General features: G+C 68.1%; 26 protein-coding genes. 10 read left to right on the top strand and 16 right to left on the bottom strand.

Annotated elements, in window-relative coordinates:
- Positions 1 to 46: 46 nt before the first annotated feature.
- Together J3367_RS03615 and J3367_RS03620 are read right to left on the bottom strand one after the other, a co-directional pair.
- Positions 47 to 484: a TIGR02301 family protein gene (locus J3367_RS03615; RefSeq protein ID WP_081651767.1), complete on the bottom strand. Its 438-nt coding sequence runs from the start codon at positions 482 to 484 to the stop codon at positions 47 to 49.
- Positions 485 to 606: 122 nt separating this feature from the next.
- On the bottom strand, positions 607 to 1,035 hold the full coding sequence (locus tag J3367_RS03620; protein WP_024348664.1) for an NUDIX domain-containing protein: 429 nt from the start codon (positions 1,033 to 1,035) through the stop codon (positions 607 to 609).
- 82 nt (positions 1,036 to 1,117) lie between these two features.
- On the opposite strand from J3367_RS03620, the gene J3367_RS03625 reads away from it, so the two are divergent.
- From J3367_RS03625 to J3367_RS03635, 3 genes are read left to right on the top strand one after another with little or no spacing between them, the layout of a single operon-like run.
- Complete coding sequence (locus tag J3367_RS03625) at positions 1,118 to 1,867, top strand: SOS response-associated peptidase (protein WP_024348663.1); 750 nt, start codon at positions 1,118 to 1,120, stop codon at positions 1,865 to 1,867.
- Between the two features lie 24 nt (positions 1,868 to 1,891).
- Entirely contained in the window at positions 1,892 to 2,929 is a 1,038-nt protein-coding gene (locus J3367_RS03630) for a M42 family metallopeptidase (protein WP_024348662.1), read from the top strand.
- Between the two features lie 44 nt (positions 2,930 to 2,973).
- Positions 2,974 to 3,588: a LysE family transporter gene (locus J3367_RS03635; RefSeq protein ID WP_024348661.1), complete on the top strand. Its 615-nt coding sequence runs from the start codon at positions 2,974 to 2,976 to the stop codon at positions 3,586 to 3,588.
- 17 nt (positions 3,589 to 3,605) lie between these two features.
- On the opposite strand, the gene J3367_RS03640 is transcribed toward J3367_RS03635, so the two are convergent.
- Positions 3,606 to 3,794, bottom strand: coding sequence for a hypothetical protein (locus J3367_RS03640; RefSeq protein WP_024348660.1), 189 nt, complete (start codon positions 3,792 to 3,794; stop codon positions 3,606 to 3,608).
- A gap of 339 nt (positions 3,795 to 4,133) precedes the next feature.
- Here J3367_RS03640 and cysS point away from each other — a divergent pair, with 339 nt between their 5' ends.
- Together cysS and pip (J3367_RS03650) are read left to right on the top strand one after the other, a co-directional pair.
- On the top strand, positions 4,134 to 5,618 hold the full coding sequence (cysS, locus tag J3367_RS03645) for a cysteine--tRNA ligase (protein WP_024348659.1): 1,485 nt from the start codon (positions 4,134 to 4,136) through the stop codon (positions 5,616 to 5,618).
- Positions 5,619 to 6,993: 1,375 nt separating this feature from the next.
- Positions 6,994 to 7,959 carry a prolyl aminopeptidase gene (gene pip / locus J3367_RS03650; RefSeq protein ID WP_024348658.1) on the top strand — a complete coding sequence of 322 codons (966 nt, stop codon included), beginning with the start codon at positions 6,994 to 6,996 and terminating at the stop codon, positions 7,957 to 7,959.
- Positions 7,960 to 7,983: 24 nt separating this feature from the next.
- Here pip (J3367_RS03650) and J3367_RS03655 read toward each other — a convergent pair whose 3' ends face one another.
- The 3 genes from J3367_RS03655 to J3367_RS03665 all read right to left on the bottom strand — a co-directional run bounded on the left by J3367_RS03655 (position 7,984) and on the right by J3367_RS03665 (position 11,030).
- Positions 7,984 to 8,211 (bottom strand): hypothetical protein, encoded by a 228-nt coding sequence (locus J3367_RS03655; RefSeq protein ID WP_024348657.1) that lies wholly within the window; start codon positions 8,209 to 8,211, stop codon positions 7,984 to 7,986.
- A gap of 495 nt (positions 8,212 to 8,706) precedes the next feature.
- Positions 8,707 to 8,841, bottom strand: coding sequence for a hypothetical protein (locus J3367_RS03660; protein WP_280137480.1), 135 nt, complete (start codon positions 8,839 to 8,841; stop codon positions 8,707 to 8,709).
- A 101-nt stretch (positions 8,842 to 8,942) separates the two neighbouring features.
- Entirely contained in the window at positions 8,943 to 11,030 is a 2,088-nt protein-coding gene (locus J3367_RS03665; RefSeq protein ID WP_024348655.1) for a PatA/PatG family cyanobactin maturation protease, read from the bottom strand.
- A gap of 185 nt (positions 11,031 to 11,215) precedes the next feature.
- Between J3367_RS03665 and J3367_RS03670 the strand changes: the two genes are divergently transcribed.
- The 3 genes from J3367_RS03670 to rarD all read left to right on the top strand — a co-directional run bounded on the left by J3367_RS03670 (position 11,216) and on the right by rarD (position 13,695).
- A complete protein-coding gene (locus tag J3367_RS03670) occupies positions 11,216 to 11,698 on the top strand; it encodes a GFA family protein (protein ID WP_421460330.1) in 483 nt (160 codons plus the stop codon).
- Positions 11,695 to 12,660 (top strand): prolyl aminopeptidase, encoded by a 966-nt coding sequence (gene pip / locus J3367_RS03675; protein ID WP_024348653.1) that lies wholly within the window; start codon positions 11,695 to 11,697, stop codon positions 12,658 to 12,660. Before J3367_RS03670 ends, pip (J3367_RS03675) begins: the two co-directional genes overlap by 4 nt.
- Positions 12,661 to 12,780: 120 nt before the next feature.
- Positions 12,781 to 13,695, top strand: a complete 915-nt coding sequence (gene rarD, locus J3367_RS03680) for an EamA family transporter RarD (RefSeq protein ID WP_024348652.1) — start codon at positions 12,781 to 12,783, stop codon at positions 13,693 to 13,695.
- Positions 13,696 to 13,705: 10 nt separating this feature from the next.
- Here rarD and J3367_RS03685 read toward each other — a convergent pair whose 3' ends face one another.
- The gene (locus J3367_RS03685; RefSeq protein WP_024348651.1) at positions 13,706 to 15,256 is read right to left on the bottom strand and encodes a GNAT family N-acetyltransferase; all 1,551 of its coding nucleotides are present in this window, start codon (positions 15,254 to 15,256) and stop codon (positions 13,706 to 13,708) included.
- Between the two features lie 188 nt (positions 15,257 to 15,444).
- On the bottom strand, positions 15,445 to 16,056 hold the full coding sequence (locus tag J3367_RS03690; protein ID WP_024348650.1) for a TIGR00730 family Rossman fold protein: 612 nt from the start codon (positions 16,054 to 16,056) through the stop codon (positions 15,445 to 15,447).
- 209 nt (positions 16,057 to 16,265) lie between these two features.
- Between J3367_RS03690 and J3367_RS03695 the strand changes: the two genes are divergently transcribed.
- The gene (locus J3367_RS03695; protein ID WP_024348649.1) at positions 16,266 to 16,868 is read left to right on the top strand and encodes a YceI family protein; all 603 of its coding nucleotides are present in this window, start codon (positions 16,266 to 16,268) and stop codon (positions 16,866 to 16,868) included.
- 141 nt (positions 16,869 to 17,009) lie between these two features.
- Positions 17,010 to 18,293, top strand: coding sequence for a cytochrome b/b6 domain-containing protein (locus J3367_RS03700; protein ID WP_024348648.1), 1,284 nt, complete (start codon positions 17,010 to 17,012; stop codon positions 18,291 to 18,293).
- A 24-nt stretch (positions 18,294 to 18,317) separates the two neighbouring features.
- Here the strand turns inward: J3367_RS03700 and J3367_RS03705 are convergent, their stop codons facing one another.
- The 8 genes from J3367_RS03705 to J3367_RS03740 all read right to left on the bottom strand — a co-directional run bounded on the left by J3367_RS03705 (position 18,318) and on the right by J3367_RS03740 (position 23,556).
- Complete coding sequence (locus J3367_RS03705) at positions 18,318 to 19,055, bottom strand: ABC transporter ATP-binding protein (protein ID WP_024348647.1); 738 nt, start codon at positions 19,053 to 19,055, stop codon at positions 18,318 to 18,320.
- Positions 19,024 to 19,821 (bottom strand): ABC transporter permease, encoded by a 798-nt coding sequence (locus tag J3367_RS03710; protein WP_421460206.1) that lies wholly within the window; start codon positions 19,819 to 19,821, stop codon positions 19,024 to 19,026. The genes J3367_RS03705 and J3367_RS03710 overlap by 32 nt, the downstream gene beginning before the upstream one ends.
- Positions 19,811 to 20,809 (bottom strand): ABC transporter substrate-binding protein, encoded by a 999-nt coding sequence (locus tag J3367_RS03715; protein ID WP_244495452.1) that lies wholly within the window; start codon positions 20,807 to 20,809, stop codon positions 19,811 to 19,813. The genes J3367_RS03710 and J3367_RS03715 overlap by 11 nt, the downstream gene beginning before the upstream one ends.
- Before the next feature lie 95 nt (positions 20,810 to 20,904).
- Positions 20,905 to 21,495 carry an energy-coupling factor transporter transmembrane component T family protein gene (locus tag J3367_RS03720; RefSeq protein ID WP_024348644.1) on the bottom strand — a complete coding sequence of 197 codons (591 nt, stop codon included), beginning with the start codon at positions 21,493 to 21,495 and terminating at the stop codon, positions 20,905 to 20,907.
- Complete coding sequence (locus J3367_RS03725; protein ID WP_024348643.1) at positions 21,492 to 22,166, bottom strand: energy-coupling factor ABC transporter ATP-binding protein; 675 nt, start codon at positions 22,164 to 22,166, stop codon at positions 21,492 to 21,494. Before J3367_RS03725 ends, J3367_RS03720 begins: the two co-directional genes overlap by 4 nt.
- A gap of 25 nt (positions 22,167 to 22,191) precedes the next feature.
- Positions 22,192 to 22,758, bottom strand: a complete 567-nt coding sequence (locus J3367_RS03730) for a biotin transporter BioY (RefSeq protein WP_024348642.1) — start codon at positions 22,756 to 22,758, stop codon at positions 22,192 to 22,194.
- Between the two features lie 133 nt (positions 22,759 to 22,891).
- Positions 22,892 to 23,287 (bottom strand): type II toxin-antitoxin system VapC family toxin, encoded by a 396-nt coding sequence (locus tag J3367_RS03735; protein WP_024348641.1) that lies wholly within the window; start codon positions 23,285 to 23,287, stop codon positions 22,892 to 22,894.
- A complete protein-coding gene (locus J3367_RS03740) occupies positions 23,287 to 23,556 on the bottom strand; it encodes a type II toxin-antitoxin system VapB family antitoxin (protein ID WP_024348640.1) in 270 nt (89 codons plus the stop codon). Before J3367_RS03740 ends, J3367_RS03735 begins: the two co-directional genes overlap by 1 nt.
- Positions 23,557 to 23,617: the final 61 nt, after the last annotated feature.

A 23,617-nucleotide genomic window follows, 5' to 3' on the forward strand; every position in this document is an offset into this window, starting at 1 on the left:
CCGGGCGCGAACAGTCTCGCCGTTTTTCCGAACCGTTAATCATCGGTTAATTCCCGTATCTGGCACTGATTTCGCGTGCCAGAGTGACCCCTTCGCCCTGATAGCGGTTCACCGCGACCCGTGCGGCGGGGGTGCATTCGCGATAGGTCGATTCGAACGCCCGGTAGCCGCTGTTGAAGCTGCCGATCAGATAGCGGCGGTCGGCCTCTCCCGGCGCCTGCTCGGCCAGCAGCTCTTCCATCTTCTGGCGCCAGATCGCCGCGTCGGTGTCGCCGCACAGGGTCCGCAGGAAGTGGATGGAGCCGAGGATCGACGCCAGCCGTCCGAGCGGCTTCAGGAATGCTGCCTCGCCCCGCGGCGCTGCAGCTTCCGGCACGGTCTCCGCCGGGGCGCTCTCCTGGGCCAGCGCCCGGTGATCGCCCGCCACGGAACCGGCGAAAGAGACCACCAGTGCGGCCGTCGCGGCTATCATCATTCGACGCATGGCCGATGTTTCGTCCTTCGTTAAGACAATTGCAACGATCGGTCCGATGCCCGGCCGCTTATCTCCCGCGCCTGCGCCTTTCGGGCAACAGGAATCGCACGCCGTTCGTTGCCCCCGGTGTGTCAGTTTTCCGCGCAGGTGGCGAGGACCTTCCGTGCGACATCGTAAAGACCGGGCGTCGTGCGGCCCGCAGCCTCGGCGGCCTCGATGTCGGCGAGGGCCAGCCAGTGCAGCGCCGCCGCATCGTCGGCCGCCGCCAGTTCGCTGCCGGCCATCAGCCGTCCGCCGAAGACCGCGATCACCGCGTGGAAATCCGGATCGATCGCCTCGTGCAGCGTGACGAAGGCGAGATTGTCCGCCACCGCACCGGTCTCCTCGGCCAGTTCGCGCCGCGCGGCGGCCGCGACCGCTTCGCCGAAGCGCAGCTTGCCGCCGGGCAGGCTCAGCTTGCCGGCAAAGGGCGGTCGGCCGCGTTCGACGAGAAGCAGGCGGTCCTCGGCGACGAGGCCGCAGGAGACGCCGAGAAGCGGACGGGGGCTGGTCTCTGGCATGGGCAAGGTCCTCTTCACTCCGCTTGCCGGATCGGCCGCGACCCGCTTGACAGGACGCGGGCGCTGCGGCTCAACAGCCGGCATGTGCGGACGTTTCACTCTCACGGCACCCCCGGACGACGTCGCCGCGCTGCTGGCGCTGGCGGAGCTCGATCCGTTTCCGCCACGCTACAACATCGCGCCGACCCAGCCGATCCTGATCGCCATCGGCGGCCAGCCCGAGCGGCCCGGTGCGAATCTGCCGAACCGCACGGCGCTGATCGTGCGATGGGGCCTGATCCCGTCCTGGGTCAAGGATCTGAAGGCGTTTCCGCTGCTGATCAACGCCCGGGCCGAGACCGCGAGCGAGAAGAACGCCTTTCGCGGCGCCATGCGCTACCGGCGCTGCCTCGTGCCGGCGACCGGCTTCTACGAATGGCGCCGGCAGGGCAAGGCGAAGTCCGAGCCGTATTTCCTGCGTCCGGCGGACGGCCGGCCCTTCGCCTTTGCCGGGCTGATGGAGACCTATCTGGCGCCGGACGGCAGCGAGATCGACACCGCCGCCATCCTGACGACGGCCGCCAATCCCGGCATCGCGCCGATCCACGACCGGATGCCGGTGGTTGTCCTGCCACAGGATCACGACCGCTGGCTGGACTGCCGCACCCACGATCCCGCGTCGGTCGGCGACATACTCACCGCGGCGAACGACGATTTCTTCGAGCCGGTGCGGGTGTCGGACAAGGTCAACAAGGTTGCCAATACCGGCCCCGATATCCAGTTGCCGGTGGAGACCGCGTCCGAGCCGGACGACGGCGCGGCCGATGGCCCGATCCAGCCCTCGCTCTTCTGACATTTCCAACAGGACGATAGCCCCGTGAACACCGATCTTCTGAAGCGTCTGTGCGAAACCCCCGGCGTGCCCGGCCGCGAACACCGCGTGCGCGACCTGATCACCAAAGAGGCGGAGGGCCTGTTCGACGAGATCCGCGTCGATACGCTCGGCTCGCTGATCTGCACCCGCAAGGGCAAGGGCGACAAGCCGAAGAAGGTCATGCTGCTCTGCCACATGGACGAGATCGGCTTCCTCGTCAGCCACATCACCGACAAGGGCTTCATCCACATCGATCCGGTCGGCGGCTTCGATCCGCGCAATCTGTTCTCGCGCCGCGTCCTCGTCTGCACCGACGACGGCGACTTCAAGGGCGTGATGAACGCCGAGGGCAAGCCGATCCACATCCAGTCGGCCGAAGAGCGCAAGAAGATGCCGGAGCCGAACGAGTTCTTCGTCGATATCGGCCATGGCGCGGCGACGAAGGACATGGTGCAGGTCGGCGACTTCGTGGTGATGAACGAGCCTTTCGAGGAGATGGGCGAGAAGATCGTCTCCAAGGCGCTGGACAACCGCATCGCCTGCTGGCTCGGCCTGGAGGCCGTGCGCAAGCTGGTCGAGGCGGGCGAGACCCATGATTGCGAACTGACGGTCGCCTTCACCGCCCAGGAGGAAGTCGGCCTGCGCGGCGCCAAGACGGCGGCCTTCGGCGTGCAGCCGGACATCGGCATCGGCGTCGACACGACGCTCGCCTGCGACACGCCGGGCGTGCCGGAAAAGGACCGCACCACGGTGCAGGGCAAGGGCTTCGGCCTGCATCTGAAGGATGGGTCCTTCATTGCCGACATCGACCTCGTGCGCGAGATCGAGGCGCTGGCCCGCTCCAAGGACATCGCCTTCCAGCGGACCATCCTCGCCCGCGGCGGACAGGACGGCGCCGCCGTCCAGCAGGCGGCCTCGGGAGCGCGGGCGGTCGGCATCGCCGTCGGCACGCGCTACATCCACACGGTGGCCGAGATGATCGACAAGCGCGATCTGCTCGCCGCGCGCGAGATCCTGACCGCGTTCATCGCCGCCCATTGAGGCGGCTCTCCTGCTCTCGATCGGTGACGGATAGCTGAATGGAACTGCTTGCGGCCGGGGCGCGGGGCTTTGCGCTGGGTCTCGGCCTGATCGTGGCGATCGGGGCGCAGAACGCCTTCGTGCTCGAGCGCGGGCTGGCCCGCAACCACGTGCTGGCGGTGGTGCTGGTCTGTACGCTGGCGGATGCGGCGCTGATCGCCGCCGGCGTCGCCGGGCTCGGCACGCTGATCACCGGTGCACCGGAGATCGTCCGGCTGGTGACGCTGGGCGGCGCGGCCTTCCTCGCCGTCTATGCGGTGCTGGCGCTGCGGCGGGCGTTCCATCCGGACGCGATGGCGGTCCGTGGCGCACGGCTGATGAGCCGGCGGGCCGCGATCGGCGTGGTGCTCGGGCTGACCTTCCTCAACCCGCATGTCTATCTGGACACGGTGGTGCTGCTGGGCAGCCTGTCGGCCCGCTATGGCGAGGCGAGCGAGCGCACGGCCTATGCCGGCGGGGCGATGATCGCCTCGGCGGTGTGGTTCGTGGCGCTGGGCTACGGTGCGCGGCTGCTTGCGCCCGTCTTCGTCAGACCCGCCGCATGGCGGATCCTGGACGTTTCGATCGCCGCCGTGATGGCGCTTCTGTCCATCACGCTGCTGATGAGCGCGGATTTCTGAGATCCGCGACCGTCGCCTTAGTGGGCGGCGGTCAGGTCGGCGCCGGCGTGGCTGTCCCGGCGCGTCTCGACGCGCTTCTGCTTGCAGCAGGACTGGCTCGCCGCGGCAATCGCGCGGTTGCCGATCTCGCGGTAATTGCGCTCCAGATGGATGTCGCGCTCACGCTCGCTCTTGGAACGAAATTCGATACTGTTGCTGCTGCTCATTGCCATGTCTCGTCGGCTGGATGGGACCGCAACCAATGACCCCGATTGCGCCAGATTAGCGGCAAATTCTAAACCGAAATCACAACCTCGGTGCGCCACCTTCGTTTGGGGCATGCAGTGGCAATCGCGATACAGTGAAAGGGTTCCAGGCGATTGGAATATTTCCAGTTTGGTACGCTTTGCGAATGGAAATTGCGCCGTCCGTTTTCGATCAAGCCGCATGTCCGAATGTCATGAATCGTGGGGTCCGTCGGCGCGGGTCTCCGCCGCGATTTGTCAGCCGGGCCGAATGGCGTTAGCGAGAGCCTCCGCAACCATGCAGACGACCGGGGACGAGTGATGGACGACGGCTTTCGGGGGCTGACGCTCTGGAACACCATGAAGCGCGCCAAGGAGGAGTTCCGGCCGCTCGACTGGCAGGATCCGGGGAAGGCCGAGGCCGACCGGCATGTGCGCATGTATGTGTGCGGGCCGACCGTCTACGACTACGCCCATATCGGCAATGCCCGGCCGGTGATTGTTTTCGACGTGCTCTACCGGCTGCTGCGCCATCTCTACGGCGCCGATCACGTCACCTATGTGCGCAACATCACGGACGTCGACGACAAGATCAACCGACGGGCGGCGCGGGACTATCCGGACCTGCCGCTGAATGCGGCGATCGCGAAGGTCACGCAGGCGACGGCCGACCAGTTCCACGCCGACGTCGCGGCGCTCGGCTGCCTTCCGCCCGATCACGAGCCGCGGGCGACCGATTTCGTCACCGGGCGCAGCGACGGCCACGACATGGTGTCGATGATCGCCACGCTGATCGAGAAGGGCCATGCCTACGAGGCGGGCGGCGAAGTGCTGTTCGACGTCACCTCGATGGCCGATTACGGCCAGCTGTCGAACCGCAGGCTGGACGAGCAGCGGGCCGGCGCGCGCATCGCGGTCGAAGGCCACAAGCGCAATCCGGGGGACTTCGTCCTGTGGAAACTGTCGTCGCGGGGCGAGCCGGGCTGGGAGGCGCCCTGGGGCCGCGAGGCCTGGGAGGCCGCAGGCCGCACCGGCATGCCGAAGGGCCGTCCCGGCTGGCATATCGAATGCTCGGCAATGAGCGAGGCCTATCTCGGCCAGACCTTCGACATCCATGGCGGCGGGCTCGACCTGATCTTTCCGCATCACGAGAACGAGATCGCCCAGTCCCGCTGCGCCCACGGCACCGCGGCGATGGCGCAGCTCTGGATGCACAATGGCTACCTCCAGCTGGAGGGCCGCAAGATGTCGAAGTCGGACGGCAATTTCGTCACCATCCACGACCTCCTGCACACGAAGCGGTTCGGCCGGCGGTCCTGGCCGGGCGCCGTGCTGCGGCTGGCCATGCTGATGACCCAGTATCGCGAGCCGATCGACTTCTCGGTGAAGCGTCTGGAGGAGGCCGAGGAGGCGCTGGCCGGCTGGGCGCGGGCCGTGGCCGAGGTCGCGCCCTCCGCGCCGAGCGAGCGCTTCCTCGCCGCCCTGTCCGATGATCTGGCGAGTGCCGCCGCCATCGCCGAACTGCACGCGCTGCGCAAGGCCGACCCGGCCGCGCTGCGCGCCTGCCTCGACCTGATCGGGATCGACGTATCCGGCTATCTCGCCGCGACGTCGGACCTGGCCGCGCCGGTGCCGACGGACGCCATCGCCGCCCGGATCGCCGAGCGCCTCGATCTCCTGCGGGCGAAGAACTTCGCCGAGGCCGACCGCATCCGCGACGACCTGCTCGCCGAGGGCATCCAGCTCAAGGACGGCAAGGACCCCGACACCGGCGAACGCATCACCACCTGGGAGATGAAGCGCTAGCGGCGGCAGTGGGGCGGCGGTGGGCGCCTGCGGTGCTGGGACCCACGTGCTGGCAACTGCACCGGCTATCCATTCACTGGTCACCATCACACCTGCCATCCCTCCACGCCGTTCATCCCACCCACGGCGTCATCTTCGGGCTTGACCCGAGGACCCATGCCTCGGCATCCCCACGTCGCGGCGATCGGGGAGGGGCGCCCGCTGCCGTGGCGGCGGTGGGAGCGGTTTGGCATGGGTCCTCGGGTCAGAGCCCGAGGATGACGCGGCTGGGAGGTCGGCGCCCTTTGTGGCGAGGGCGGGGGGTGCTGAACCGCGGGGGTGTGCTGTGCGGGCGTCTGCCCTGGTCAACCATCCAAGGGCCACCTCAACGCCCGCCAGTTTCCCTCTGCGCATACCCCATCAACGCCTTCCAGCCGTCCGCAACGCTCCTTCCGCCCACGCCGTCATCCTCGGGCTTGACCCGAGGACCCATTCCTCGGCAACGCCACGTCGCGGCGGTCGGGGAGAGGCGCCCGTTGCCGTGGCGGCGGTGGGAACGGTTTGGCATGGGTCCTCGGGTCGGAGCCCGAGGATGACGCAGCTTGGAGGTTGGCGCGCTTTGTGGTGAGGGCGCGGCCGCTGAGCTGGTGGGAGTGCCGTGCTGGCGACTGCGCCGGTCACCCATTCAAGCGCTACCATCACGCCTGCCAGTTACCCTCTGCGCATACCCAACCAACGCCTGCATTCATCCACGGCGCTCCTACCGCCCACGGCGTCATCCTCGGGCTTGACCCGAGGACCCATGCCTCGGCATCGCGCACGATGCGGCGGACGGGGAGGGGCGCCCGTTGCCGTGGCGGCGGTGGGAACGGCTTGGCATGGGGCCTCGGGTCGGAGCCCGAGGATGACGCGGCTGGGAGGGCGGCGCCCTTTGTGGCGAGGGCGGGGGCTGAGCTGGTGGGAGTTCAGTGCGGGCGTCTGTGTCGATCAACCATTCAAGGGCCGCCATCACGCTGCCAGTCACCCACTGCGCATACCCCATCAACGCTTGCCATCCATCCACAACACACACCCCACCCACGGCGTCATCCTCGGGCTTGACCCGAGGACCCATTCCTCGGCATCGCCCCGTCGCGGCGATCGGGGAGGGGAGCCCGTTGCCGTGGCGGCGGTGGGAACGGTTTGGCATGGGGCCTCGGGTCGGAGCCCGAGGATGACGCAGCTGGGAGGTTGGCGATCTGGCGGTGGCGGTTGGGCGTCGCGGAGCCGCTAGGCGTGACGTTGCGGCAGCGGGATGTCGCAGTCGGCTCGGCACTCGGCACTTCCCCGTCGCTCGTCGAGAATTCATCGGTGTGCCCCGATGCCAAGCGGCGTTGTCTGCCCTACAAGGCAGGGAATGAGTGAACCAACGCGCAAGCCCTATCCCGCCATCGAGCCCTATGAGACCGGACGCCTTGCCGTCGGCGACGGGCACGAGCTGTATTACGAATTGTGCGGCAATCCGCGCGGCATCCCGGTGGTGTTCCTGCATGGCGGGCCCGGGAGCGGTGCGTCGCCCCAGCACCGGCGGCTGTTCGATCCGGAGCGCTACCGGATCCTGCTGTTCGACCAGCGCGGTTGCGGGCGCTCGACCCCGCTCGGCGAGCTGGAGGGCAACACAACATGGCATCTGGTCGCCGATCTGGAGCGGCTGCGCGAGTTGATCGGCGTCGAGCGCTGGCTGATGTTCGGCGGCTCCTGGGGGGCGACGCTGGCGCTCACCTATGCCGAGACCTATCCGGAGCGCGTTTCGGGGCTGATCCTGCGCGGCATCTTCTCGGGCCGGCGGGCCGAGCTCGACTGGTTCTATGACGGCGGTGCCAACCGGCTGTTTCCCGACCGCTGGGAAAACCTCCTGGGGCCGATCCCGGCGAATGAGCAGGACGACATCATCGCGGCGTATCGCATGCGCCTGACCGACCCGGACCGGGCGGTGCGGGCCGAGGCGGCGCGGGCCTGGACCGGCTGGGAATCGGCGACGGTCATGCTGCGGACCGCCCCGGGCGGCGAGCCGGCGTCCGGCGGTCCCGTCTCGGACGCGACGATCGCCTTCGCCCGGCTGGAGAACCACTATTTCTACCATGATCTGTGGCTGGAGGAGGGGCAGCTGATCCGCGACGCCGGCCGGCTCGCCGACATTCCGGGGGTCATCGTGCAGGGGCGCTACGACGTCGTGACGCCGGCGATCACCTCCTGGCAGCTGGCCCAGGCCTGGGTGCGGGCGGATTATCGCATGGTCGAGGGCGCCGGCCACGCTTTCGCCGAGCCGGGCATCCTGAACGAACTCCTGAAAGCGACGGAGCGCTTCGCAAGGGAATTGTGACCCTGCCGGCGGGGGCGGTGGGCCTCAGCCGACCGAAAAGGTCATGAGCTGGCGCAGGCACGCGCCGTCCGCCTTCTTGCGACGGCGCTTCGGCCTGGTGGTCTCCTCCAGGCGCAGCGCTTCGGGCACGCTGCGGTCCTCGGCCGTCGGCGCCCATTGCCGGCCGACGAGTTCCTGCATGAAATTGCGAGGCTGGGGCTTCGCCTGACGGGGCATGTCCATCGTCTGAGCCTCCCTGTCGAAGGGGATCATGCGGGGGCGCGCTCGCAAGAGGCGTAGCACGCGGCGAGTCTCGGACCGTGGGGTCCATTTGTGCAACGCGGATCGTGCGTTGCGGGGCGACCGCCGGCCCGGTCGGATGGGCCGGCGATCGCCGGTGTCGTCAGAAGCAATTCTTGCAGGTGTTGTAGGACGAGCCGAGACAGCTGATGCAGCCGGAACTCAGCGGGTTCGGAATGCACTGGGGGGCGCAGCGGGCGAGCTTGACGCCACACTTCAGCAGGCATCGCCAGCTGAAGGACTGGCCGACGCCGCCCGAATCCGTGACGAAAGTCGCTCCGCGCATGACCGGAGCCGATTGCATGGGGGATCTCATGATGACTTCTCCCTGTTGGTGACTGGCTGTGGGTCGTTGGCATGTCCGGATGGCCGGCGCGCCTGTCGCGCGACGCCCATCCCGTTGGGACCGACCGGCGGGTCTTTAAGGCCGAACGGTCTTCCGATGCGGGCTCGGATGATCCGGCCCGTTCAGCAGATCGGAGAGCTGGCGAGGCAGATTCCGGCCACCCGCACGCAGCAGCCGGACTGGCTGACCGTGCCCGAGAGTTGTGCCAGGCCGCTGCCATGGCGCTGGACGGGCGGAGCCTGGATCGGTCGTCTCATGTTGGTTCTCCTTCAGGTTCGCAGGTCTGGCGCCGGCACATCATGCGCCGACGCCGGGAACCGCCGGGCGCGCGCAGGCAGGCCCGGCGGATGGGCTCGGGTCACGTCAACGCGCTGAGCGGGACGCTCCAGTTGCGGCCGGCGCCGACGGTGACGGGCAGGACCTCGCTGACATCCACCGTGAAGCGGTAGACGCGGGCGGCGCGCCGCTCGTTCTCGGCGTCGAACATCGTCACCTGCACATCCCAGCAATCGGAATCCGGCCGGCAGATCGGGCTGCGCGCGACGGTGATGCTGTAGAGCTCGAGCCCGCGATTCATGCCGTCGGCAAAGACGCTGGCGCCCTGATAGGCATTGGTGGCGGCGAAGTTGATCGCCCGGTCCTCGGGGCTGATGCCCAGATTGCGCAATTCGTCATAGGTGCGCACGAGGAAGTTGAAGATCGCGTCGTCGCTGACGCTCTCCTCGCCGATCGCGGCCTTGGCGGCGTTGACCAGCTCCATCGGCTTCCATTTGCTCATGCCGCGCGGGTCGGGATAGATCACCGGCAGGATCTGGCCGTTCATCAGCCGCGTCGAACCGTGGACGAAGCCCGGGATCGCGACGCGCTGCAAATCGCCGGTGTTGTCGAGGCTGGTCTGCATGGCGTCGAGCAGGTCGGCATAGACCTCCTGGGCGAAGGGGCCGGCCGGTGTGATGGCGTAGATCGGGATCTGTTCCTGCATCAGGATGAAGGTGATGCCGGTGGCGAAGGACAGATCGCTCTTCAGCATGTCGATCAGCGCCGCCGGCGTGTTGGCGGCGACGGGATCGCCCATGCGCTGGACGATGGCGTCGTATCGCGGCTCGTTGCCGAAATCGAACCAGACCGAGCCGATGGCATAGACCTTCTGCGGCTCCTTGGCCGCGCCGCCGCAACCGCAGCCCTGCTGGGTCACGCTCGACTGCCGGACCTCGCGGGCCTCTACCAGCGCGCCGCGCCGCCGCCGCACCGGCCGGGCCGACTGCATGGCGCCCGCGACCTCCACATCATCGTCGCCGTCGTCGTCATCCCCGCCATCGTCGCCGGCGGCGAGCATGTCCTCGTCGAACTCGTCCGCGTCGTCCATCGCGCCGGCGGCCAGTTCCTGCTGCGCCGCCTGCTTCTTGCCGCCGCGGCCACAGCCGCAATCGGACTGAAGGACGGCGCCGGCGATGCCGGATCGTCCGGGCGGGGACATGGTCGCCGCGGACGGGCTGACGGATAGGGTTTCCCTGATCATTGGCTCTCTCCCAGCTTGGTCGTTCCCGGATCGCGGGAGGAAAACCGCCCCCTCCAGCTCCGGCTCCAGTGTCTGACGAAGGCGTTCGATCGCTCCCCGAACGTCGAGCCGTCCGGCGAGAACCCGCGCACACTCGCCATCGGCCTGCGGGTCGCAGGGGCGGGCGGTCTCGATGAGGATCCGGCGGATGTCAAGCGGGCCGAGGGACCTCTCGGCGCGTCGGGCGGCCGACAGCAGCCGTGCGGCGACCCCGGTGACCACCGCGGTGGCGAAGCTCGAGCCGCTGCGCTGGACGCGTTCGCCGCGCAGGCTGGAGACGGTCAGGCCCGCGCCGGGCGCCAGGATGCCGTTGGCGCCGTAGCTCGCGCCGAAATTGGAGCTTTGCAGCGGCCGGCCCGCCGCATCCATCGCGCCGACCGCCAGAACGCTGGCGACGGCGGCCGGGACATGTAGGCAGGCGCAGCCGTCATTGCCGGTGGCGGCCACGACGAGGATGCCCTTGCGCTCGCACAGATCCAGCGCATCCTCCAGATGGCGGGACGCCTCGGGCGTCGAGGACAGCTGGCCGGCGCTGATGTTGACGATCGCCACACCGCGCTCGACCGCCATGTAGATCCCGCGCGCGATGTCGGTCTGGGTGGCGCGGGGCGCCATGTAGGCGGGGCGCGGATCGGGGAAGAACACCGGCAGGATGAGACCGCTGCAGCCGCGGGCCAGGCCGCCCTCGCGGTCGAACAGCACGCTGCAGATCTCGGTGCCATGGGCGTCCGGCCCGTGCGCCTCGGCAATGCGCATCGTGGGCTCCAGGTCGAGCCGCGCATCGGCGAGGGCGGGGATGGCGAGGTCGGGCGTGCCGTCCACCACGCCGATGCGCAGGGTCGGGTCGCAGGGGCCGAGCGTGTCGAGGAGGGTCGATATGTCGGACATGCCGTTCCACCTCCCTTGCGCTGCAATTATTACGTTACGTAATATTGCATATGCAACCTAAGAGGGCAACCCTGTTTTCTCCCATGGGTTGCAATTCGAGGCGGGTCACACTTGGGGTCTGCCTGTTGGAGACGTGCGGGCGCGGGTCTATCCTCGTGGCGGCGCGTTCGGGCGCCGGACGGGCGATGAGGATCGGGCGGATGGGTCATTCGGGCGGATGTCAGTGCGGCGCGGTGCGGTTTCGCATCACCGGGACACTGGGGCAGGCGTCGATCTGCCATTGCCGCATGTGCCAGAAGGCGTTCGGCAATTTCTACGCGCCGCTGGTGTCGGTGCCGGAGGGCGGCTGCGTGTGGACGAAACGCGAGCCGGCGCGGTTCCGTTCGTCGAACCATGTGGTGCGCGGGTTCTGTGAAAACTGCGGGACGCCGTTGGCCTACGAGGCGCCGGACGGCATGGCGCTGGCCATCGGCGCCTTCGACGATCCGGCGGCCATCGCGCCGACGATCCAGTTCGGCGTCGAGGCACAATTGCCCTACACCGACCGGCTCAGCGACCTGCCCGTGCGTTCGACCGCCGCCGATATCGCCGCCAATCCGTTTTTGGCAGAGATCGTGTCGTATCAGCATGCCGATCGCCCGGATGCCGAAGAAGAGGAACGGCCATGAATGATGCGACCGGCCTCAAGGGCCTCTATCCGGACATCGCGCCTTACGCCCATGGCATGCTGGATGTCGGCGACGGACACCGGGTCTACTGGGAGCGCTGCGGCACGCCGGGCGGCCGGCCGGCGGTGTTCCTGCATGGCGGGCCGGGCGGCGGCTGTTCGCCAGCGCATCGCTGCCTGTTCGATCCGGTGGTCTACGACGTTCTCCTCTTCGACCAGCGCGGTTGCGGTCGCTCGACGCCCCATGCCGAGCTCGAGGCCAACACCACCTGGCATCTGGTCGCCGACATCGAGCGGCTGCGCGCCATGGTCGGGGCCGAGACCTGGCTGGTCTTCGGCGGCTCCTGGGGCTCGACCCTGGCGCTCGCCTATGCCGAGACCCATCCGGAACGGGTCGACGCGCTGGTGCTGCGCGGCATCTACACGCTGACGAAGGCGGAGCTGTCCTGGTACTACCAGTTCGGCGTCTCGGAGATGTTCCCGGACAAATGGGAGCGATTCCTGGCGCCGATCCCGCCTGCCGAGCAGGGCGACATGATGATGGCCTATCGCCGGCGCCTCGTCGGCGACGATCCGGCCGAGCAGCTTGCGGCGGCACAGGCGTGGAGCCTGTGGGAGGGCGAGACCATCACGCTCATGCCCTCGGCGGCGCTGACGGCGGACTTCTCCGACCCGCATTTCGCCATCGCCTTCGCGCGGATCGAAAATCACTTCTTCGTTCATGCCGGCTGGCTGGAGGAGGGGCAGCTGCTGCGCGACGCGCATCGTCTGAAGGGCATTCCCGGCGAGATCATCCACGGGCGCTACGACATGCCGTGTCCGGCCCGCATCGCCTGGGAACTCCACAAGGCCTGGCCGGACGCGGATCTGCACCTGGTCGAGGGGGCGGGGCACGCCTTCAACGAGCCGGGGATTCTCGACCGGCTGATCCGGGCAACGGACCGCTTCGGCCGGCAGGGCTGATCCCGCCGGGCCCATGTCGATCATCATTCGCGATCGGTCCGATCACCAGAAAGCGGGTGTCGGGACGGGGGCGGCTCTGTTACAGGAAGCCGTCACTCACCCTTATTATCGAGCACATCCATGCAAGCCGCCGGCAGCGCGAACAAGGGCTTCTTCTATGCCTTTGGCGCTTACGCGATCTGGGGTCTGGTTCTCCCGATCTACATGAAGCTCCTGAGCCACGTCTCGCCGCTGGAGATCGTGGCGCATCGGGTGATCTGGGCGATCCCCTTCGCGGTGCTCGTCCTGTGGTGGCAGGAATTGCTGGGCGGCGTCTGGCGGTATTTCACCCAGTGGCGGACCCTGGCGCTGGCGGCGCTGACGGCCTCGCTGATCTCGTTCAACTGGGGCACCTATGTCTACGCCATCGCCTCCGGCCAGGCGCTGGACGCGGCGCTCGGCTATTACATCAACCCGCTGGTCAATGTGCTTCTGGGCGCGGTGATCCTGGGCGAGCGGCCGAACCGCCTGCAGGCGACGGCCATTGCTTTGGCCGGCATCGCGGTGGTGATCCTGACGATCAAGGCGGGCGGCTTGCCGTGGATCTCGCTCGTCCTGGCCTTCTCCTTCGGCACCTACGGGCTGCTGCGCAAGATGGTGCCGGTCGGCTCGACCGAGGGCTTCTTCCTGGAGGTGGCGCTTTTGGCCGTGCCGAGCGTGCTGCTCCTGGCCTTCCTGCCGGGCGACAACCACGTGATGACCGGCGGCTACGTGGCCGGCATGCTAATCTTCGCCGGGCCGCTGACGGCGATCCCGCTGATGCTGTTCGCCGCCGGCGCGCGGCTCCTGCATTACTCGACCATCGGCATCCTGCAATACATGGTGCCGACGCTCCTGTTCCTGACTGCCGTCTTCGTCTTCGGCGAGCCCTTCTCGAACTGGCAGCTGGTCGCCTTCTGCCTGATCTGGAGCGCGGTGGTGCTCTACACCGTGGCGCTGTTCCGCAACGGGCGGGCGCGGCGGCGGGCCGCCGCACTCACCCCGCAGACGGCCTGAGCCGGACGGCTCAGCCGCCGTCCGACCAGCGCACCTTGTAGAGGTCGAGCCGGCGGTCGCGCAGATTGCGCACCGAGCCCTCGTAGCGGGCCCAGTTGAGCGTCGCCAGATTGAGATCGGCGACGGTGACCATCTCGACATTCTCCGACGCCTCGGCGGCGATGCCGTCGCGGGCGAAGGGGAAGTCGCAAGGGGTGAAGATCGCCGACTGGGCGTATTCGATGTCGAGATTGTCGACGTTGGACAGATTGCCGGTCATGCCGGACGTCACGACATAGCACTGGTTCTCGATCGCCCGGGCCTGGCAGCAATAGCGCACCCGCAGATAGCCGTGGCGGGTGTCGGTGTTGAACGGCACGAACAGGATCCGGGCGCCCTGGTCGGTGAGGCGGCGCGCCACTTCCGGGAACTCGGAATCGTAGCAGATCATGATGCCGATCGGGCCGCAGTCGGTCTCGATCGTGTCGGTGGGGTCGCCACCCTTGATCTGCCAGTACTGGCGCTCGTTGGGCGTCGGATGGGTCTTCTCGCGCTCGTGCACCGAGCCGTCGCGCAGGAACACATAGCCGACATTCTGGATGTCGCCGTCGTCGGTCTTGGTGGCGTGGCTGCCGCCGATGATGTTGATGTTGCGGCGGATCGACATCTCGCTCAACCGCTCGACGAAGTCCGGCGTGTGCTCGGTCAGCCGCTGGATCGCCGCGTCGGGCTTCAGCTCCTCCGGCTCGCAGGAGAGCAGCATCAGGGTGAAGAGTTCGGGGAAGACGACGAAGTCGCCGCCATATTCCGACGCCACCTCGACGAAATATTCGACCGCGTCGTAGAAATCCTGCGGCTGGGCGATCTTGCGCGCCTTCATCTGCACGGTGACGATGCGCACCATGTCGGGATTGCCGCGGTTGACCGGCTGCTCCTCGCGGGCCGGATCGTAATAGGGATTGCGCCACAGCATCAGGACGCCGTAGCCGCCGGACGCCTTGTCACCGGGATAGTAGTTCTTCAGGAGGCCCTGCGGCTCGAAGCCGGCATTCAGGTGGAACGAGACGATGGGGTCCTTGACGTCATTGGCCTTCACCGCCTCCAGATAGGCTTCCGGGGTGACGAACTTCTTGGCATGGCGCTGGTAGCCCGGCATGCGGCCGCCGAAGGCGATGCCCTTGAGGTCGAGATCCTGGCACAGGCGCCGGCGGGCGTCGTAGAGCCGCTTGCCGATGCGCAGGCGCCGGCGGTCCGGGTCGACGCAGACCTCGGTGCCGTAGAGCCACTCACCCTTGCGGTCGTGCATGGCGGCATATCCGCCGCCGGTGACCTCGCCCCAGCTGTGCTGGCCGAGCGCCTTTTCCTCGGCGAGGATCATGGTCGCGGCATAGCCGACGATCTCGCCCTCGTAGACCACGACGAACTGGCCCTCGGGAAAGGCCGAGAGCTGGCCGAGGATCATGCCGCGCGTATAGGGCGCGTCGTCCTTGAAGACCTTGGAGGAGAGGGCGATGATGTCGGTGACGTCGCTCTTCTCGGCGGTACGGACCTCGATCTTCGGGGTCGAGCGCTTCTCGGCCATGCGGCGTGTCCTTGTCTTCTCGGGTCGTTTGACGGGGAGGAATGGGGTGCGGCCGGGCGCCGCCATGCCTTCGATGTAGGACGCGGGCGCCGCGACGCAAGCAAAGGCGCCCGCCGCCGGCAGTCCGGGGGCGGGCGCATGGTCGTGCGACGGGGCTGGAAGGCTGCGAGGCCGCGGGTGCGGCGGCGTCAGAGCTTCTCGACGATCTCCGCCCGGCCGCGGCGATGCGCGTCGTCGCCGGCGAGGGCCGTGACCAGTTCCGGCACGATGGAATCGACGTCGTCGATCACCATCGGGCGCACCTGATGGGCCGTGTGGAGAAAGCCTTCGGCGCTCATATGGTCCATCAGCCGGGACAGCGGGTCCCAGAAGCCGCCGACATTGGCGACGATGACCGGCTTGGCATGGCGGCCGAGCTGGCTCCAGGTGAGGATCTCGATCAGTTCCTCCAGCGTGCCGATGCCGCCGGGCAGGGCCACGAAGGCGTCGGAGCGTTCGAACATCTGGTGCTTGCGGGCGTGCATGTCCTCGGTGACGATCAACTCGTCCAGCCTGGTCAGCTCGCTCTCGGTCGCCTCCATGTCGATGAGGAAGCGCGGGATGATGCCGGTCACGGCGCCGCCTTTGGCGATCACGCCCTCGGCGACCGCGCCCATGATGCCGCGCGTGCCGCCGCCATAGACGAGGCGCATGCCGGCGGCGCCGATCGCCTCGCCAAGGCGTCGGCCGCTCTCGAGATATCGGGGATCGCGGCCGGCGGAGGAGCCGCAATAGACGCAGACGGATCGAATCGTGTTCATGGGATTGAAAGTCCGACGCAGGCGCGAAGAGGTCAAGCGCCAAGCGGGGTCATGGGCGACGCCGGGCGACCCGTCGCTACGATCCCGGATCGCGGCTGCGCCGGGGAATGCCCCTGAACAGTCTGTCTCGGCGGTGGCGTCTTTTTGCAGTGCAGAAAATCCGTAGTGTACCGGCAGCCCCAGAGGCTTTCTGTCCCAGAGGAGTTTTCATGCGTTTCTTGCTGACCACCGTCGCCGCACTGTGCCTTGCCGGCTCCGTTCATGCGCAGAGCATCGACGTGCCCGCCGGAACCTATGTCGCCGATCCGCTGCACACCAATGTTCTTTGGAAGGTGAAGCATTTCGGCCTGTCGACCTATATCGGCCGGTTCTCGACGATTTCGGCCACGCTGGAGCTGAATTCCGAGGATCCGGCGCAGTCGAGCCTGACCGCGACGATCGATCCGGCTTCGGTGGATACGAACTATCCGGCCGACGACAAGGATTTCGACGCCGAGATCGCCAGCGACATGTTCCTGAACGCGGCGAAGTTCCCCGAGATCACCTTCGTGTCCAAGTCGATCGAGCTGACCGGCGACAACACCGGCACGGTGACCGGCGACCTGACGCTGAACGGCCAGACCCATGAAGAGACGCTGGACGTCACCTTCAACACCGCCCTCAACCCGCATCCGATGTCGCAGAAGCCGGCCGTCGGCTTTTCCGGTGCGATGACCGTCGACCGCACCGAATACGGCATCGAGGCGCTGGCCGGGCCGGTCGCCGCCGAGGTGCTGCTGGAGATCGAGGCGGAATTCGTTCCCCAGTCCTGATCGCCTGAAGGCGGGGCGCTCTCGCGTCCCGCCGCCCGCGACTGCACCATCCCCAACGTCCAACGCCGTCGGCAAGCAGGTCCGGCGTGCGGCCGTTCGCGGTCGTTTTGATCCTTCCCCATTCCCGCCACGGAGCGTCTGATGAGCGTGTCCCCGACAGCCGGCTGGTCCGCGGCCTATACGCGCTACACCAGCGGCGCGATCCTGCTGCACTGGACGATCGCCCTGGCGATCCTGTTCCAGCTCGCCGTCGGCCTCGCCATGGTGCATCTCGACGCCATGCCGGACGCGCTGCGGTTCGCGCTGTTCCAGTGGCACAAGACCATCGGCATCCTGGTGCTCTGCCTGACGCTGGCGCGGATCGCCTGGCGGCTGGTGAATCCGCCGCCGGCGCTGGCGCCGACCACCACGCGCGCCGAGCGGGCAGCCTCCGGCCTGGTCCATCTGGCCTTCTACGCCCTGATGCTCATCGTGCCGCTGTCGGGCTGGCTGCTGGTCTCGGCCGCAGCCGCCGGCATCCCGACCTATCTCTTCCTCATCGACAGTCTCGAATGGCCGCATCTGCCGGTGGCCGCGCTGGTCCCCGGCATGGACGCCGCTGCGCTCGAGGATGTTTTCGGCTTTGCCCATAAATGGCTGGCGCTGTCGTTTCTCGGGCTTCTCGTCCTGCATGTGGCCGGCGCGCTGAAGCATTCGCTGGTCGATGCGGTTCCGTCCTTCTCGCGCATGCTGCCGCATCACGGCATGGCGCGACCGCAGACCCGGCTGATCGCAATCCCGATCGCGCTGGCGGTGGTGCTGTCCGCGCTGGGCGGCGGGCTTGTGGCCGGCCAGTCCGACGCTCTCCTCGAGGCAGGGGCGACGCGCGCCGACCGCGCGACGGCGGCACCCGACGCGGGCCCTGCCGGCGGCGACTGGATCGTCGATCCGGCGCAGAGCCGGCTCGGCTTCGAGACGCAGTTTTCGGGCAAGACGCTGACCGGCACCATCGGCGCGTGGCAGGCGGATGTACGCTTTTCCCCGGAGGCGCTGGATCTGGCCGAGGCCAGCATCACCATCGATGCGGCGTCGATCGATGTCGACAACAGCTTCGTCGCGCCGCAGGTGCAGAGCACGGACGGTTTTGCCAGCGAGACGCACCCGACCGTGACGCTGCAACTCAGCGATTTCCGCGCATTGGAGACCGGCTATGAAGCCGGCGGCACGCTGACGATCAAGGAAAAGAGCCTGCCGGTGACGGTCCCCTTCCGCTTCGAACAGGACGGCGACGGCACGGCGCATGTGGTCGGGAGCGCGACGGTCGACCGGACCGCCTTCGATCTCGGCGTCGCCAACGATCCGACCGGGCAGTATCTGGACAGGGCCGTGACGATCCGCTTCGAGCTGGTCGCCGTGCCGGCCGGAGCGACGGACCCCGGCAGCTAGACGCGAGCCACGGCCCCCTGAAGCCTAGAGAACGCCCGGGAAGCGGGCGTCGATCGCCCGGACCGCGGCGTCGCGCCAAGCGGTATCGCGCTCGGATCGCGGCGTGTCGATGTCGTGGATGCCCCGGACCCGTGCCGGCCGCTCGGTGAGGAAGATGATCCGGTCGGAGAGTTCCACCGCCTCGCGCAGATTGTGGGTGACCATCAGCGCCGTCGTCGGGCGGGCGGACCACACCTCCATGAGCAGGGCGCGCAGCCGGTTGGCGGTCGCCTCGTCGAGCGAGACGAAGGGCTCGTCGAGCAGCAGCAGCGCCGGTTCGATGGCGAAGGCGCGGGCCAGCGCCGCCCGGCGGGCAAGACCCAGCGAGAGCTCGCCGGGATAGCGGCCGCGCATGGCGGCAAGGCCCAAAGTCTCGAACAAAGCGTCGAGATCGGCGCCCTCAAGCGCTTCGGGCAGCGCAAGGCGGACATTCTGTTCGACCGTGCGCCAGGGCAGGAGGCGCGGTTCCTGGAACACGGCGGCGATGCGGCCGTCGGCGGCGGGCAGGCGCACATGGCCCGTATAGTTCCGGTCGAGCCCGAGGATGATCCGCAGCGTCGTCGTCTTGCCGCAGCCGGAGGGGCCGATCAGCGTCGTGAAGCTGCCCGGCGGTGCGGTGAAGGCGACCGCGTCGATCGCGGCCAGCCGGACGCCGTCGATCGTCGCGAACACCTTGTCGCGGATGGCGACGTCAAGCGGGCCGGGCGCGCCAGCGGGTGGCATGGGCTTCGAGGGGTTGGACAAGCAGGAACTCGATCAGGAGCATGATGGCGACGAAGGCCAGGGTGTAGGCGAGGATCGCCGCGACATCGAAAAGCTGGAAATAGAGGTGGATCTGGAAGTCGACCCCATTGGAACGGCCGAGGAGCTCAACGACCAGGGCGATCTTCCAGATCAACGCGATCCCGGAGCGGGAGGCCGCCGCGAAATAGGGCTGGAGCTGCGGCAGCACGACGTCGCGCAGGGTCCGCCAGCGTCCGAAGCGGTAGACCGACGCCATCTCCGAAAGGCCGCGATCCAGCGAGCGGGCGCCCTCCCGCATGGTGACGACGACATTGGGGATCTTGTTGATCGCGATCGCCCCGACGGCCGCCGCCTCGTTCAGCCCGAACCAGATATAGGCGAGGACGATCACCACCAGCGCCGGGATGTTGAGGAACAGGATCAGCCACGGGTCGAAGAAGCGGTCGGCGCGGGCGTCGATCCCGAGGCCGACGCCGATGGCCGAGCCGATGATCATGGCGATGGCAAAGGCCGCGGCAACGCGCATCAGCGTCATCGCGAGATGGTAGAAGAGCTCGCCGGTGACGGCATCGCGCCAGAAGGCGTCGAACACGGCAGGCGGCGTCGGCAGGACGCGGCTGTCGGCGATGACCGCGGCGATCCACCAGGCGGCCAGGAGCCCGAGCAGCGACAGCGTCGTCACCAGCGCCGGCGCGATGCCGGCCGAGGACCTGCCGCGACCGCCGGCGGTTGCCTCAGGAGCCATTCCCGTCGCCGGTCCAGTAGGTGCCATCGACGAGCGTGTCCGACGGCCCGACCAGCTTCGATCCGGCGATCTCGGCCAGAACCTCGTAGAGCCTGGCGGTGTCGACGGCCTCGTCGGCTCCGCTGCGACCAGGGATGCCCTCGCGGTAGCGATCGCGGAGAATCCGGAAGGTCGCGTCGTCCTCGGCCTTCATCAGCGGTTTGAGCGCGTCCCAGGCGTCGTCGGAGGTCGCAAGCAATTGCTTGGTTGCCTTGTCGGCGGCAACGAAGCCCTCGACCGCCTTCGGATGGTCCTTTGCGAAGGCCTCGCTGAACACCCAGCCGATCGCCGCGACCGGTCCGTCGGTGCCCATGGCGATCGCCGCGTCGGTGCCGGAGATCAGCGTGCGGAAGCCCTGCGCCTCCAGCCGGGCGGCGTAGTGCCAGTAATTGAGGACGGCATCGAGCTCGCCGGTCCGGGCCTTTTCGGCCAGGAGCGGCGGTGCGCCATAGGCGATGTCGTTTTCGGCCGCCAGGTCGGTGCCGTGGTCCTTTTTCGCGAGCGCCTGGATCAGCAGCCAGTTCTTGTCCAGAGGGCCGCCGGCGACGCCGATGGTCCTGCCGGTCAGGTCGCCCAGGTCGGCGACGGGGCTGTCGCCCGGCACCATCATCGAACCGACCGAGGTGGAGTAGGGGACGAAGGTGAAGTCGGCGCCGGTCGCCCGCTGGCGCGAGACCCACAGCCAGTCGGAGACGATCATGTCGACCGAACCGGCCTGCAGCGCCACGGTCGAGGCGTCCTCGCCGGCGAAGGGCACGATCTCGACATCGACGCCGTTGGCGGCGTCGAGCCCGGCGCGCTTCATGGCGTCGAGTTCCCAGTTGACGGTGCCGTATTTCAGAACGCCGATCCGAACCGGCGCATGCGCCGCGTCGTTCTCGGCGGCCGCGAAACCGGTCCACAGCGCCAGAGCCAGTGCGGCGCAGAGCGTCGCCCGAATCCATCGCATGAACGATCCTCCCATGATCCTTCGCGTGCCCGGCTTCATCTAGCGCGTCCCGGTGCGGCCCGTCACGCCCTATCGCACAACGGGAATTTCTCCCGTCAGGAGCGGGCGTCGATCGCCTCGGCGATCTCGTCGGCCATCTTCAGGAGGCGGATGATCACCGGCACGGCCAGCGCGATCATGCTGCGGTCCTGGCCGCGCGCCCGCTGGGCCTCGCGGACCTCCTCGACGATCGCGGCGACGGCGGGGATGAAGCGGATGGCGAGCGAGATGGCGAGGCCGACCTTCGCCACATCGACGCCCAGCCTCGCCAATGGCGACAGCGCCCATTCGATGACCGCCACGAGCTCGGCGGTGCGGGTGGTCAGGGTGACGAGCGAGGCGGCGAGGATCAGCGTGGCGAAGCGCAGGACCAGCAAGAGGGCGGCGTCGAGCCCGACCAGCCAGAGCTGGACCGCGAAGAGAATGCCGAGAATCCACAGGGCGGGGCGGATCTGGGCAAAGGCGACGCGGGCCGGAATGCGCGCCAGGCCGTGGGCGGCCAAGGTGACGACGAGGGCCGCGGCCGCGAGCCAGGGATCGGCGATGGCGAAGAGCAGCGTGCCGAGGCCGAGCAGAGCCGCGAGCTTGCCGCCGGCGCGGGCGCGGTGGACCGGACTGGTGCCGGGCCGGTAAAGCCCGGCGATCATCCTGCGATGGCCCGGTAGGCGGCCACAGCCTCGGCCGGTGCCGCATCGGCAACGAGACGGCCGGCCTCGTAGACGAGCACCCGGTCGAAGCCGGCGATCAGGTCGAGATCGTGGGTGACGAAGACGACATGCTGATCCAGCGCCGCGACCGCGTCCATGACGCGGCGGGTGTTGCGCAGGTCGAGCAGCGTCGTCGGCTCGTCCATGACCAGCCAGCGCGGCGCCGTCGCCATGACGCCGGCCAGCGCCAGCATCTGGCGTTCGCCGCCGGACAGTTCATGGGCGAGGCGGTCGTCCATGCCGGTCAGGCCGAAGCGGTCAAGCGTTGCGGCGACCCGGGCGGCGATCGCCGGCTTGTCCAGCCCGCGCCCCTTCAGCCCGAAGGCGATATCTTCGGCGACGGTCGGATAGACGATCTGGTTGTCCGGGTTCTGGAAGACGAAGCCGACGAGCCGGCGCACCTCCTTGCCGCTCGACCTCGTGTCGAGGCCGTCAACGGTGACGCTACCTTCGCTGGGCAGGACAAGGCCGTTGAGCAGGCGCGCGAAGGTGCTCTTGCCGGAGCCGTTGGCGCCGACGATGGCGATCCGGCGTTCGGTGAGGGTCAGGTCCAGATCGGACAGGACGCGGCGGCCGCCGCGTTCGGCGGCGACGCCGGTCAGGGCGATCACGAGGCGGCCATCCGCATGTTGCCGGTCAGGCCGAGCGGGCGGAGGTCCGGGGCGCGATCAGCGGATAGGCGCGGCGCACGGCGATGATGACCGCCGCGGCGACGCCGGCCTTGATCAGGTCGCCCGGGATGAAGGCGACGGCCGAGCCGATGAAGGCTTCGACGAGGCCCATGCCCGACATCGCCGCATACCAGGGAATGCCGACCAGATAGATGATTCCGATGCCGCCGATGACCGCAATGACGAAGGCGAGCGGGAAGGACAGGCGGTTCCAGAACCGTTCGGTCAGCCAGCCGATGACGAAGGTTGCGGCGAGCCAGCCATAGATGAAGCCAGACCACGGACCGACGAAGGGCGCGAGGCCGCCGCGGCCGCCGGACAGGAGCGGCAGCCCGACCGCGACGAGGGCGAGGAACAGCAGCATCGACAGGGTGCCGCGCCGGGCGCCGAGAATGCCGCCCATCAGCATCGGGCCCATGGACTGGGCGGTGATCGGAATGCCGAGCGCCGGGATCATCAGGGGCGGAAACACGCCCAGCACCGCCATCAGGGCGGCGAACAGGGCGATATAGACGATGTCCTTGGTGGCCATGGCAAATCTCTTGCGGGATGTTGTGAGCGTCAGCCGGATGCGGCGCCGTGTCGGCTGACGACAGACCGGATCGCGGGGCAAAGGTCAACGGGTGAGGCGCATCGCATTGCTTAGCTGCGCGGCGGACCGGCGGTCAGGCGGCGTCGATGTCGGTCCGGGCGAAGTCGTTGCCCTTGTAGAGCAGCGGCACGTCGAAATGCTTGGCGCAGGCATAGGCGAAGCAATCGCCGAAATTCAGCGCTGCCGGATGCCGACCCTTGCCGTAGCGCGCATAGGCGTCGATGGCGCGGTCCGCGGTTGCTGCGGGCATGTCCACGACGGCGATCTGCATTCCGTCGAGATATCTCGCGACAGCAGACCGCGCGGTTTCAGGGTCCCAGTCCATGCGGCGGGTGCAGGAAACCACCGCTTCCCACAGGCCGGTCGGACTGGTGAACAGCCGGTCCGCCGATTCCATCCGCGCAAGGATGTCCGGCGCATCCGGTTCCGCCAGGATGAGTGCGACGAGGGCCGATGCATCGACATACATCAGCCGTCCTCATAGAGGCTGTCGATCCATTCCTTTGTGACCGGCTGCGGATGCGCACCGGGGGGATAATCGTTCAGAATGTCGCGGGAGAAACGCAGCCCCCGCTCCACATAGGACGCCTCGCCTGTTTCCGGCGCGCTTGTGGTGCGGGCATGGGTGAGAGCATCGCGAAGGGCGCGCCGGACGGCTTCGGTCTTGGTCGTCTGCGTCAGCGCGGCGAGCTTCTCGGCGAGTTCGCCGACTTCCGGGTCTTTCACATAGAGCGGCATGATCGTGCTCCGATCCGCAAGGATACCCTAACTTAGTGTCGGGATATCCGCGTGTCCAGCG

The organism is Aurantimonas sp. NFXS3 (assembly GCF_049132005.1).
Taxonomy (GTDB): domain Bacteria; phylum Pseudomonadota; class Alphaproteobacteria; order Rhizobiales; family Rhizobiaceae; genus Aurantimonas; species Aurantimonas coralicida.

Excerpts from the sequence above, each read along its gene's own strand:
- J3367_RS03735 (WP_024348641.1), bottom strand. The coding sequence starts at position 23,287 with ATGTATGTCGATGCATCGGCCCTCGTCGCACTCATCCTGGCGGAACCG.
- J3367_RS03615 (WP_081651767.1), bottom strand. The coding sequence starts at position 484 with ATGCGTCGAATGATGATAGCCGCGACGGCCGCACTGGTGGTCTCTTTC.
- J3367_RS03700 (WP_024348648.1), top strand. The coding sequence starts at position 17,010 with ATGAGCGTGTCCCCGACAGCCGGCTGGTCCGCGGCCTATACGCGCTAC.
- pip (WP_024348658.1), top strand. The coding sequence starts at position 6,994 with ATGAGTGAACCAACGCGCAAGCCCTATCCCGCCATCGAGCCCTATGAG.
- J3367_RS03730 (WP_024348642.1), bottom strand. The coding sequence starts at position 22,758 with ATGGCCACCAAGGACATCGTCTATATCGCCCTGTTCGCCGCCCTGATG.
- rarD (WP_024348652.1), top strand. The coding sequence starts at position 12,781 with ATGCAAGCCGCCGGCAGCGCGAACAAGGGCTTCTTCTATGCCTTTGGC.
- J3367_RS03655 (WP_024348657.1), bottom strand. The coding sequence starts at position 8,211 with ATGATCCCCTTCGACAGGGAGGCTCAGACGATGGACATGCCCCGTCAG.
- J3367_RS03690 (WP_024348650.1), bottom strand. The coding sequence starts at position 16,056 with ATGAACACGATTCGATCCGTCTGCGTCTATTGCGGCTCCTCCGCCGGC.
- J3367_RS03640 (WP_024348660.1), bottom strand. The coding sequence starts at position 3,794 with ATGAGCAGCAGCAACAGTATCGAATTTCGTTCCAAGAGCGAGCGTGAG.
- J3367_RS03720 (WP_024348644.1), bottom strand. The coding sequence starts at position 21,495 with ATGATCGCCGGGCTTTACCGGCCCGGCACCAGTCCGGTCCACCGCGCC.
- J3367_RS03740 (WP_024348640.1), bottom strand. The coding sequence starts at position 23,556 with ATGCCGCTCTATGTGAAAGACCCGGAAGTCGGCGAACTCGCCGAGAAG.
- J3367_RS03705 (WP_024348647.1), bottom strand. The coding sequence starts at position 19,055 with ATGCCACCCGCTGGCGCGCCCGGCCCGCTTGACGTCGCCATCCGCGAC.
- J3367_RS03660 (WP_280137480.1), bottom strand. The coding sequence starts at position 8,841 with ATGAGACGACCGATCCAGGCTCCGCCCGTCCAGCGCCATGGCAGCGGC.
- J3367_RS03620 (WP_024348664.1), bottom strand. The coding sequence starts at position 1,035 with ATGCCAGAGACCAGCCCCCGTCCGCTTCTCGGCGTCTCCTGCGGCCTC.
- J3367_RS03695 (WP_024348649.1), top strand. The coding sequence starts at position 16,266 with ATGCGTTTCTTGCTGACCACCGTCGCCGCACTGTGCCTTGCCGGCTCC.
- J3367_RS03625 (WP_024348663.1), top strand. The coding sequence starts at position 1,118 with ATGTGCGGACGTTTCACTCTCACGGCACCCCCGGACGACGTCGCCGCG.
- J3367_RS03685 (WP_024348651.1), bottom strand. The coding sequence starts at position 15,256 with ATGGCCGAGAAGCGCTCGACCCCGAAGATCGAGGTCCGTACCGCCGAG.
- J3367_RS03710 (WP_421460206.1), bottom strand. The coding sequence starts at position 19,821 with ATGGCTCCTGAGGCAACCGCCGGCGGTCGCGGCAGGTCCTCGGCCGGC.
- J3367_RS03715 (WP_244495452.1), bottom strand. The coding sequence starts at position 20,809 with ATGCGATGGATTCGGGCGACGCTCTGCGCCGCACTGGCTCTGGCGCTG.
- J3367_RS03670 (WP_421460330.1), top strand. The coding sequence starts at position 11,216 with ATGAGGATCGGGCGGATGGGTCATTCGGGCGGATGTCAGTGCGGCGCG.
- cysS (WP_024348659.1), top strand. The coding sequence starts at position 4,134 with ATGGACGACGGCTTTCGGGGGCTGACGCTCTGGAACACCATGAAGCGC.
- J3367_RS03665 (WP_024348655.1), bottom strand. The coding sequence starts at position 11,030 with ATGTCCGACATATCGACCCTCCTCGACACGCTCGGCCCCTGCGACCCG.
- pip (WP_024348653.1), top strand. The coding sequence starts at position 11,695 with ATGAATGATGCGACCGGCCTCAAGGGCCTCTATCCGGACATCGCGCCT.